At 52.4% G+C, this 12,599-nt stretch carries 3 protein-coding genes; 1 reads left to right on the forward strand and 2 read right to left on the reverse strand.

The window, feature by feature from the left end:
• The first annotated feature begins 105 nt into the window (after positions 1–105).
• Complete coding sequence (locus tag ACGHM3_RS22005; protein WP_345421818.1) at positions 106–9,987, forward strand: Ig-like domain-containing protein; 9,882 nt, start codon at positions 106–108, stop codon at positions 9,985–9,987.
• Positions 9,988–10,070: 83 nt separating this feature from the next.
• On the opposite strand, the gene ACGHM3_RS22010 is transcribed toward ACGHM3_RS22005, so the two are convergent.
• Both ACGHM3_RS22010 and ACGHM3_RS22015 read right to left on the reverse strand, forming a co-directional pair.
• Positions 10,071–11,765 carry a GMC family oxidoreductase gene (locus ACGHM3_RS22010; RefSeq protein ID WP_345421821.1) on the reverse strand — a complete coding sequence of 565 codons (1,695 nt, stop codon included), beginning with the start codon at positions 11,763–11,765 and terminating at the stop codon, positions 10,071–10,073.
• 26 nt (positions 11,766–11,791) lie between these two features.
• Positions 11,792–12,394 carry a gluconate 2-dehydrogenase subunit 3 family protein gene (locus ACGHM3_RS22015; protein ID WP_345421824.1) on the reverse strand — a complete coding sequence of 201 codons (603 nt, stop codon included), beginning with the start codon at positions 12,392–12,394 and terminating at the stop codon, positions 11,792–11,794.
• Positions 12,395–12,599 lie beyond the last annotated feature (205 nt).

Raw genomic sequence — 12,599 nt, forward strand, 5'->3', positions numbered from 1 at the left:
TAAGCGCCCGCCCATTAAAAAATCTAAAAACCGCCCCCCAGTACAATAAATAATTGCGCCAATAAAAACTAAATTAAATGCTCAACTAAATTGAGTGGCGCACAAATGTCTATCGTTATTGAAAATATTGTTGGTTCTGCGGGCATTCTTAATGCAGATGGTTCTATTACTCCGGTGAGCGTGGGTGACGTAATCCCCGACGACGCGGTATTACAGAGCATTGGCGGCGAGGCGGTGATTACCACAGACCAGGGAGAGCTCAATTTATTAGAAGGACTGCAAGGTTCGTTTAATATTGCCGGCGATAGCTTTTTTGCGGCCAACGAAGACAGCGAAAATTTGTTGTTTGACGACAGCCTAGATAATTTATTAGGTGAGTTAAATACAGCCGGCGTTGAAACCAACGAAGACCTAGACATTGCGGCCTTATTAGAAGGCGACGGCGACATATTAGAATCGTTAGAAGAAACCGCAGCCGGTTTATCGGGTGGAGGTGGCGCCGAGGGCGGCTCCAGCTTTGTGCGAGTTGCCCGCGTTGCTGAAGATTCCAGCGAATCAGAATTTGATATTGAGAGCGCCAACAACGAACCTGAGCAAGAACCGACCTTCGACCAAGAAAGCACTCAGCCGCCACAAGACCCGGATAACCAAGATCCAACCCCTGCCAACGATCCTGTCGCCGATGCGCCACAGGAAGAGGTAGCAGCCGACGATGCCCAGCCCGATGCTCAAGCAGATGACCAGGCAGACAATCAGGCCGACAATCAGGCCGACACTCAGGCTGACGCCCAAGCAGACAATCAGGCCGATACCCAAGCTGACGCTCAAGCAGACACTCAGGCCGACGCTCAGGTCGATAACCAGGCTGACACTCAAGCAGATACTCAGGCCGACAGTCAGGCCGACAGTCAGGCTGACACTCAAACAGATACTCAAGCCGACACCCAAGCGAATAACGGAGCCGATGCAGTAGATCAAGGCACAGCGAATGACGATGGTGCAGATACAACTGCAACAGGCGACGGAGCGGACACCGACGAGGGCGCTACAGACGCAGGTACGGGCGCTGAGTCTGGGCAGGCCACCAACGACGAAGCGGCCAACGACCCAATTAACGACCCTGCCAACCAGCCGGACAACCAAAACGCCGCAACCGACAATGGCGCAGCGGAGAGTACTGGTGGTGGTGCTGATGGCACCGCTGACGCCGGCGTAGATCAATCCGCTCCGGCATCGTCCAATAGCGCCAACCTAGCGCTAGAGCCCGTTGCTATCACCAACAATACCACGCCTACGTTATCTGGCAGCACCGATTTTAGTAATGGCGAAACCATCACTTTTGTTGTTACTGACGCCACTGGAGCCAGCCAAACGTTTAACGCTGTCACCCAACCCGACGGTAGCTTTACGGTAGACATTCCAGCTGATCTGGCAGAGGGTGATTTCACCGTAGACATTAGCGCAGTGGATGCCGAAGGCAATCCCTCGGCCATCACGAGCACCGGCACCATCGATCAAACACCGCCGGCGCTATCCGTGGATAACCCTGCCACTTCCAACGATGCCACGCCTGAAGTTACTGGCACCACGGATTTACCTGCCGGCAGTACCGTTGCCGTCACCTTCGTTGATGCCAATGGCGCTAGCGAAACGATCGATGCCATAGTGCAACCCGATGGTTCGTTTAGCGCGCAGCCAACCGGTGACCTCGCTGAAGGCAATTACACGGTGGATGTTGTTGTCACCGACGAAGCTGGCAACACCACCACCTCAACCCAGGCGGGTAACTTTGACCCGTCTGCGCCCGAATTGACCGTAGACGACATCGGCCTAGGTAACGATGCAACGCCGACTGTTTCCGGCACTACTAGCCTACCCGCCAGCGAGCAGATTTCCGTGACGGTAACGGATAGCGCTGGCAATATTCAAACCTTTACTATTCCAGTAGAGCCCGATGGCAGCTTTGCGGCGGAAGTACCTGCAGACTTGGCCAACGGAGCATTTACCGTAGAAGTCAGCGCCACCGATGCTGCGGGTAATACGGCATCCACCACCAAGGCCGGTGAGGTCGATACAGTTGCACCGGAAGTTACCGTCACCGATCAAGCTCTCAGTAACGACGGCACCCCAACGATTACGGGCACCACAAATCTACCTGCTGGAGAATCGGTAGCCATTACCGTTACCGATGCCAATGGCAACGTGCAGACGTTTGATGCCACCGTGCAACCCGACGGAAGTTTCACCGCCGAGGTTCCCGCGGACCTTGCCGACGGCGCGTACACCGTTGAGGTAACCGCAACAGACGCAGCAGGCAACAGCGCCACCGATGCCAAAACCGGTGACGTAGATACCACCGCGCCCACAGTTACCGTCAATGACCCCGGCCTCGGCAACGATGCCACACCAACGGTTTCGGGGACTACCGATTTACCGGCCGGCGAAACCATTGCCATCACCGTGACCGATGCCAACGGCAACGCGCAAACCTTTGACGCCACAGTGCAGCCGGACGGTACGTTTACTGCCGATGTACCTGCCGACCTAGCCGAAGGTAATTACACCGTTGAGGTTACCGCTACTGATGCCGCCGGTAATTCATCTTCCGACTCAAAAACCGGCGAAGTGGATACCACCGCACCAACGGTTTCTGTAGATGACCCTGCGTTAGGTAACGACGCAACACCAACAATTAGCGGCACCACGAATTTGCCAGCTAGCGAAACGGTTTCGATCACCGTTACTGATTCAAACGGCGATGCACAAACCTTCGATGCCACGGTTCAGCCAGACGGCTCTTATTCTGCCGATGTACCTGCTGATTTAGCCGAAGGTAGTTACACCGTTGATGTAACTGCTATCGATGTGGCTGGTAACTCTGCAAGCGATTCTAAAACCGGTGAAGTGGATGTCACTGCGCCAACAGTTTCTGTGGATGACCCAGGATTGGGTAACGATGCAACACCAACAATTAGCGGCACCACAAACTTACCAGCAGGTGAAACCGTATCGATCATAGTGACCGACTCAAACGGCGACGCACAAACCTTTGATGCCACTGTACAACCTGATGGTTCTTACTCTGCCAATGTTCCTGCAGACTTAGCCGAAGGTAATTACACCGTTGATGTAACCGCTGCCGATGCAGCCGGCAACTCCGCAACCGAATCTAAAACCGGTGAAGTGGATGTCACTGCACCAACAGTTTCAGTGGATGACCCAGGATTGGGTAACGACGCAACACCTACTATTTCCGGTACAACTAATTTGCCAGCTGGTGAAACGGTTTCTATTACCGTTGCTGATTCAAACGGCGATGCGCAAACCTTCGATGCCACGGTTCAGCCAGACGGCTCCTACTCTACCGATGTACCTGCAGATTTAGCCGAAGGTAATTACACCGTTGATGTAACCGCTACCGATGCAGCCGGCAACTCCGCAACCGATTCTAAAACCGGTGAAGTGGATGTCACTGCACCAACAGTTTCAGTGGATGACCCAGGATTGGGTAACGACGCAACACCTACTATTTCTGGTACCACAAACTTACCGGCTGGTGAAACAGTTTCCATTACCGTTGCTGATTCAAACGGCGATGCACAAACCTTCGATGCTCCCGTGCAACCCGACGGTTCTTATTCCGCCGATGTACCAGCAGACTTAGCCGGCGGTAATTACACCGTTGAGGTTACCGCTACTGATGCGGCCGGTAATTCCGCAGCCGATTCTAAAACTGGTGAGGTGGATACCAATGCGCCAACGGTTTCTGTTGATGACCCAGGATTAGGTAACGATGCAACACCGACTATTTCCGGCACCACGAATTTGCCAGCTGGCGAAACAGTTTCCATTACCGTTACCGATTCAAACGGCGATGCACAAACCTTCGATGCCACAGTTCAACCTGATGGTTCTTACTCTGCTGATGTACCAGCAGACTTAGCCGAAGGTAATTACACCGTTGATGTAACCGCAACCGATGCGGTCGGCAACTCTGCAACGGACAGTAAAACCGGAGAAGTTGACGTCACTGCGCCTACCGTTACCGTTAATGATCCCGGTTTGGGCAACGATGCAACACCAACAATTAGCGGCACCACGAATTTACCAGCGGGTGAAACGGTTTCCATAACCGTTACTGATTCAAACGGCGACGCACAAACCTTCGATGCCACAGTTCAACCAGACGGTTCATACTCTGCCGATGTACCTGCTGATTTGGCGGAAGGAAATTATACCGCTGAGGTTTCGGTTAGCGACGCCGCGGGCAACACGTCTTCGGATTCCAAAACCGGCGAGCTAGACACGACAGCGCCTAATATTTCCGTTGATAACCCTGGAGTGGGTAGTGACACCACGCCGACCATTACCGGCACTACAGATCTTCCCGCTGGCGAAACCGTTGCTATAACCGTAACGGACAGCAACGGCGATGCACAAACCTTTAATGCTACGGTACAACCCGACGGCTCCTACTCCGCCGACGTTCCCGCAGACCTGGCCGAAGGTAATTACACCGTAGACGTATCTGCTACTGACGCCGCTGGTAATAGCAGTTCAGCATCAACTACCGGTGACATTGATTCCAACGTTCCGGATTTGACCATTGGAGACTTGATCGTCACAAACGATGTTACGCCTACCATATCCGGTACAACCAACCTGGCACCTGGCGAAGATGTTTCGATTACGGTTACCGATGCCAATAGCGATACGCAAACGTTAACCGCCACCGTGCAGCCCGATGGCACCTTTAGTATCGAAGTACCCACTGCCCTTGCCGAAGGCACCTATACCGTGACGGCGACGGCAACCAATGACGTGGGTAACTCCGCCACCACCAGCAAGTCCGGGGAAATTGATACAACCGCGCCGCAGCTCACCATAGACGAGCCGGGCATTGGTAACGACATTACTCCCACCATCAGCGGCTCCACTGATTTGCCTGCAGTCGCAACCGTATCCATTACGGTTACCGACCCCAACGGCGACGCGCAAACCTTTGACGCCACAGTACAACCAGACGGTACCTTCTCAGCCGATGTACCAGCCGACATCGCAGAGGGCTCTTACACCGTTGACGTTACGGCCACCGATGCCGCGGGCAACAGCTCCACCGATTCAAAAACCGGCGAAGTGGACGTCACAGCACCAACAGTGAGTGTCAACGACCCAGGCCTAGGCAACGATGCAACACCAACGATTGCTGGCACTACAAACTTGCCAGCGGGTGAGACGGTTTCCATCACCGTAACCGATTCAAACGGTGATGCACAAACCTTCGATGCCACTGTACAACCCGACGGCTCTTATTCAGCCGATGTACCAACGGATTTAGCCGAAGGTAATTATACCGTTGAGGTAACCGCAACTGATGCCGCAGGCAACTCCACAACCGATTCTAAAACGGGTGAAGTCGACACTGCCGCGCCTGTTGTTACCGTAGACGATCCTGCGCTCGGTAATGACGCCACTCCAACTATTGCTGGCACCACAAATTTACCAGCTGGTGAAACAGTTTCCATTACCGTTACTGACTCTAATGGCGATGCACAAACCTTTAATGCCACCGTGCAGCCCAATGGATCTTATTCTGCCGATGTACCAGCGGATTTAGCGGAAGGTAATTACACCGTTGACGTAACGGCTACCGATGCAGCAGGTAATTCTGCTACGGATAGTAAAACTGGCGAGGTTGACGTTACTGCGCCGACAGTTTCTGTAGATGACCCAGAATTAGGTAACGACGCAACACCAACGATTAGCGGAACCACGAATTTGCCCGCTGGTGAAACCGTATCGATCACCGTTACAGACTCTAATGGTGACGCACAAACCTTCGATGCCAATGTACAACTCGACGGTTCTTACTCTGCCGATGTACCTGTGGATTTAGCCGAAGGTAATTACAGTGTTGATGTAACTGCTATCGATGCCGCTGGTAATTCTGCAACGGATAGTAAAACTGGTGAAGTGGATATCACTGCACCAACCGTTACCGTTAATGATCCTGGTTTAGGTAATGACGCCACTCCAACTATTGCTGGCACCACAAATTTACCAGCTGGCGAAACGGTTTCCATCACCGTTACTGATTCAAACGGTGACGCACAAACCTTCGATGCCACCGTGCAGCCCGATGGCTCTTATTCCGCCGATGTACCAACGGATTTAGCGGAAGGTAATTACACTGTTGATGTAACTGCTACCGATGCAGCAGGTAATTCTGCTACGGATAGTAAAACTGGCGAGGTTGACGTTACTGCGCCGACAGTTTCTGTAGATGACCCAGGATTAGGTAACGACGCAACACCAACGATTAGCGGAACCACGAATTTACCAGCTGGTGAATCTGTATCGATAACTGTTACAGACGCCAACGGCGACGCACAAACCTTCGATGCCACCGTGCAGCCAGACGGCTCCTATTCTGCCGATGTTCCTGCAGATTTAGCCGAAGGGAATTATACCGTTGACGTAACTGCTACCGATGCAGCTGGTAATTCTGCAACCGATAGTAAAACTGGCGAGATTGACGTTACTGCACCAACCGTAACCGTTAACGATCCTGGTTTAGGTAATGACGCCACTCCAACTATTGCTGGCACCACAAACCTACCTGCGGGTGAAACGGTTTCCATCACAGTGACCGATTCCAACGGTGATGCACAAACCTTCGATGCCACAGTACAACCTGATGGCTCTTTCTCTGCCGATGTACCAACGGATTTAGCGGAAGGGAATTATACGGTTGACGTAACTGCTACCGATGCGGCTGGTAATTCAGCAACCGATTCTAAAACCGGTGAAGTGGATGTCACCGCACCAACCGTAACCGTTAATGATCCTGGTTTAGGTAATGACGCCACTCCAACTATTAGTGGAACAACCAACCTGCCAGCAGGCGAAACAGTTTCAATCGCAGTGACCGACGCAAACGGCGATGCACAAACCTTTAATGCCACCGTGCAGCCAGACGGCTCCTACTCTGCCGATGTACCTACAGATTTAGCCGAAGGTAATTACACCGTTGATGTAACTGCTACCGATGCGGCTGGTAATTCAGCAACCGATTCTAAAACCGGTGAAGTGGATGTCACTGCACCAACCGTTACCGTTAACGATCCTGGTTTAGGTAATGACGCCACTCCAACTATTGCTGGCACCACAAACCTACCTGCGGGTGAAACGGTTTCCATCACAGTGACCGATTCCAACGGTGATGCACAAACCTTCGATGCCACAGTACAACCTGATGGCTCTTTCTCTGCCGATGTACCAACGGATTTAGCGGAAGGGAATTATACCGTTGACGTAACAGCAACCGATGCGGCTGGTAATTCCGCAACGGATAGTAAAACTGGCGACATTGACGTTACCGCACCAACCGTAACCGTTAATGATCCTGGTTTAGGCAATGACGCCACTCCAACTATTAGTGGAACAACCAACCTGCCAGCAGGCGAAACAGTTTCAATCGCAGTGACCGACGCAAACGGCGATGCACAAACCTTTAATGCCACCGTGCAGCCAGACGGTTCTTACTCTGCCGATGTACCTACAGATTTAGCCGAAGGCACCTACACCGTTGACGTAACGGCCACCGACGCAGCTGGAAATTCTGCTACCGATTCAACCTCCGGTGATTTGGATATTACGGCTCCTACGGTAACCGTAAATAATCCTGGTTTAGACAATGACGCAACGCCAACCATTAGTGGTACCACTAACCTACCTGCGGGCGAAATGGTTTCGATCACCGTGACCGACGCCAATGGTGACGCACAAACTTTCGCGGCGACGGTTCAACCGGATGGATCCTACGCCGCCGACGTGCCCAGTGATTTAGCAGAAGGCAATTACACGGTTGAAGTCACTGCCACCGATGCGGCAGGTAACTCAAGTAGCGCAACGGGTACCGGCGAGGTTGATACCACTAATCCACTGCTGTTAATTGACGACATTACTAGCACTAACGACACCACACCTACGATTTCTGGCCAAGCCGATGTCGGCGTGGGCACCATCGTCACGGTGGTTGTTTCCGACAGCAACGGCATAGAGCAAACACTGGCCGCCGTGGTGCAAGTGAATGGCAGCTGGAGCGCAGACGTACCACTGCCACTGGCCGAAGGCGCCGTGAGCATTACTGCCACGGTTAATGATGAAGCCGGTAATATTGTTAATGTCAGTGCAGGTGCAACAGTAGACACCACTCCGCCGTCGTTAATTGTTGATGCCATTGGTGATACCAACGACACCACACCAACAATATCTGGCCAAGCCGATGTCGGCGTGGGTACCATCGTCACGGTGGTTGTTTCCGACAGCAACGGCATAGAGCAAACACTGGCCGCCGTAGTGCAAGTGGATGGTAGCTGGAGCACAGACGTACCACTGCCACTGGCCGAAGGCACGGTAAGCATTACTGCCACGGTTAACGATGATGCCGGCAATATTGTTAATGTGAGTGCGGGTGCGACGGTGGATACCACACCGCCGTCGTTAATTGTTGATGCCATCGGTGATACCGATGACACCACACCAACGATTTCTGGCCAAGCCGATGTCGGCGTGGGCACCATCGTCACGGTGGTGGTGTCCGATAGCAACGGCATTGAGCAAACTCTTGCAGCCGTAGTGCAAGTCGATGGCAGTTGGAGTGCAGACGTGCCCCTGCCCTTGGCAGAGGGTGGCTTTACGATAACGGCCATTGTTAACGATGAAGCCGGCAATATTGTTAATGTAGGCGCTGCGGCAACCATCGATACCACGCCGCCGGTGCTCAACCTGAACGACATAGGCAATACCAACGACACGACGCCGATTATTTCTGGTACGACCGATGCCGGCCTGGGAGCTTTGGTGGATATCACCATCGAAGATTTCTTGGGCAACGTGCAAACGCTGCAAGCCACTGTGCAAGTGGGCGGTAGCTTCTCGGTGGAAGTACCTACCCCGATTGTGGAAGGCGCCTTCACGGTGGAAGCCGTACTCACCCAGGGCGGCACCACGACAACCAATATCACCGCCAACGTGGACCTAACGCCGCCAACGCTGGTAGTAAATGCACTGGGCACCATCAACGATGCTACCCCTACCATCACCGGTAGCAGCAATGCCATCGGCGCCGCAGTACAGGTGGATCTGATTGACGGTAATGGCGACAGCCAAAGCCTGGTGGGTGTGGTATTGGGAGATGGCACTTTCTCCGTGGATGTGCCGGTGGATGTATCCGAGGGTAACCTCACCGTGGAAGTGTCTGTGCTCGATGACGCCGGCAATGAAACCACGGATATTTCCAGCGCACTGGTCGATTTAACCTTGCCGCTATTAACCGTGGACGTTATTGGCTTAACCAACGATTCAACGCCGACTATCAGTGGCACTTCCGATGAGATAGGCGCAACGGTAACCATCACAACCACCGATGGAGATAGCAACGAGCAAGTGTTCAGTACCGTTGTGGACGGCGCCGGGCACTTCTCCGGTGACATTCCCTTTGACGTTGCCGATGGTTTGCTAAGCGTAGATGTGTCCATTGCCGATATCGCTGGCAACATCAGCACCACCTCCACCAGCGGCACCATCGATACCATTGCGCCCAACTTAGTCGTAACAAAAACGCCTTCGTTGCTAACGCCGTATTTTGCCGGCACCTGCGACCCAGACTTGGCTGGTCAAACCATTAACATTGATGTGACAGCGAATATTTTAGGAATTGAAACAGACCTAACCATCAGTACCAACGTACTACCCGATGGAACCTGGCAAACCGGCCCTATTCTCAACCTATCCCTGGGGCCAATTTCGGCATCCATATCGGTTGAAGACCAAGCCGGTAATTTACTAACGGTTACTGAAAATACCACAGTAAATTCAACCGACTCCGGCGGCACGGAAGAAAGCTCAGGCGGATTATTGGGCGGCAGCTTGCTTAGCCTTGATATTGGCTTAGGAGGTTTGGGAATCGGTATTGATATTTAGCACCATTAAAAAGCCCCTGGTTGTTTCCGCGCCAGGGGCTTTATTGTGAAGAGCTACCCGATCTTTACCGGGGGTTAAAAACGTTAAATCGCGCCGCTACTCAACTGATCTACAGCGTAGTCCACAGCCCGTGCTGTCAACGCCATAAAGGTGAGCGATGGGTTAACGCAAGAACCGGAGGTCATGCAGGCACCGTCGGTGACAAAAACGTTAGGCACGTCGTGCATTTGATTCCATTTGTTAAGCACCGATTCCTTCGGATCATGGCCCATACGCGCGGTACCCATTTCATGAATGGCAGCACCCCCAGGCATGTTACCCTGGAAGCTGCTCACGTGTTGTGCACCGGCTTTACGTAGCATTTCTTCACCCTGGGTAACGATATCCTGGTTGATTTTGTGCTCGTTTTCCTGGAACTCGAAGTGGAATTTAATTTGCGGAATACCGTAACGGTCTTTCTCTTTTTCCACCAACTCCATGCGGTTTTTCTTGTACGGCAGACACTCACCAAATCCACCGAGGTACATCAGCCAAGGGCCGGGCTTACGCAGAGACTCTTTAAAGTCTTTACCAAAGCCTGGGGTGCTCATGGCTTGGCCGGTAACACCGGCACGCATGGCGCCGCCCTGATAGTTATAACCGCGTACAAAATCGACGTCATCCTGGTCGCTAACGTTACGGAAGCGAGGAATGTAAATACCGTTAGGGCGATTACCCAGCTCTACTTTGTCGTCGTGCAGGCCTGGGAAAATACCCACGGCACCACTGGCGTAGGTGTGATCCATTAGGTAATGGCCCAAGGCACCGCTGCGATTACCCAAACCATTGCGGAAACTTTCCGACTTAGAATTCATCAGAATTTGCGTGGTTGCCAAGGTGGAAGCACACAAGAACACCAGCTTCGCGGAGTACTCGGTTTTTTCCAAGGTATTGGCATCGATCACTCGCACACCGGAGGCGCGCTTGGTTTCTGGATCGTATTCAACGCTTTCTGCCACGCAATCGGATAACAAAGTTAGGTTGCCGGTGGCACGAGCTGCCGGCAAGGTAGAGCTTTGCGTTGAGAAATAAGCACCGGCAGAACAACCGCGATGACATGGGCCACAGTAGTGGCAAGGCGCACGATTGTTGTGTGGCTTGGTGATAATAGCAACGCGGCCGATGGTCATCATGCGGTCGTCGTAATTGGATTCCAAGCGTTGTTTAAAATCTTTCTCTACGCAGTTCATTTCCATGGGCGGCAGAAATTCACTGTCTGGTAATTGCGGCAGGTTTTCCGTCTGGCCACTTACACCAATGTACTTTTCTACGTAGCTGTACCATGGAGCTATATCTTTGTAGCGAATGGGCCAATCGATACCGTGGCCATCTTTTTTGTTGGCCTCAAAGTCCAGGTCGCTCCAGCGATACACCTGGCGGCCCCACAACAAAGACTTACCACCCACAACACCCGCGCGATACCACAAAAACTCTTTGGCATCGTTAAGGTAAGGGTTTAGACGGTCGTTGTTGTAGAAGTGACGGGTAGTTTCGCCGAAAGCGTATTGCGATTGCTGAATACGGTAGTCTTTTTCGTATAGGTCGCGGATGGGTTTACCACGGAAAGGCACATCCCAAGGGGCCATGTGCTCGCCCTTGTAGTCTTTGCCGTGCTCAACCATTCGGCCACGGTCTAACATTAAAACTTTAAGGCCCTTCTCGGTGAGTTCTTTGGCAGCCCAGCCACCAGTCACACCAGAGCCAACGACGATTGCATCAAATTGTGTATTGTTATTCATTGCTAATACCTGTTATTTGCTCTGGATTAAGAAGTAAAACGACGGCCAACTTTGGCGTATTCGTAGCTACCGTCGTAATAGCCAGGCATAGGCATGTAGCTAAGCTCCTGCTTTGCGCCTACCTCGGAGGTGTAGTAACCGGTCACTACCAATTCTTTCAGCTTGCCAAAAAATGGCATATTTGGGTCGGTCTTCTGGGCCAGAGGGTGGCCACCGGCACCGGGGTTGGCTTTTTTGTATTCCTCGGTAGCGGTTTCTTGGGCGGTCAGTGCGGCAATGCGAGTGGCTTCGCTGGCATCGGCAAAATCTTTTTGCTCGGTTTCTTGGCAGAACTCATCCAACGCTTTAAACCCCTGGAAAAACACCGCACGCTCTTCATCGTTGTACCATTGGCTAACAATGGTTGAAATAAAATCAGGCACGCCGGCTTTGATTGCTCCGGGCGTATCCGTAGTAGGAATAATCATCTCCGAGACGATGGCCACGGACTTTTCTTGGGACTGGTTAAACACAACGGCGGATAAACCACGGTTAAGTGGCCCACCTGCCATTAACGACTGCGCAACGCCACCGGCGGCGGCGAATCCAACCAACATAAATGAATGCTTAAGCATTTCACGTCGATGCATCTGTCTGCTCCTTATACTTAGGCTTACCGAGGTAACATAAGCTTTTTAAGCCGGACCCGCTTGGCCGAATGCGCTTATTATTTTGCATTTTACGGCCAACCGGGCTGGCTGGGATAATCACATGGCGGGTAAAAGTTGCTTCGCTTGAACTGGCGCTTTTACCCTTGTTGTTTTTTTAAAACTGGCTTCGGCTTTTTACTGCTGG

The organism is Halioxenophilus aromaticivorans (assembly GCF_042850945.1).
Lineage (GTDB): Bacteria > Pseudomonadota > Gammaproteobacteria > Pseudomonadales > Cellvibrionaceae > Halioxenophilus > Halioxenophilus aromaticivorans.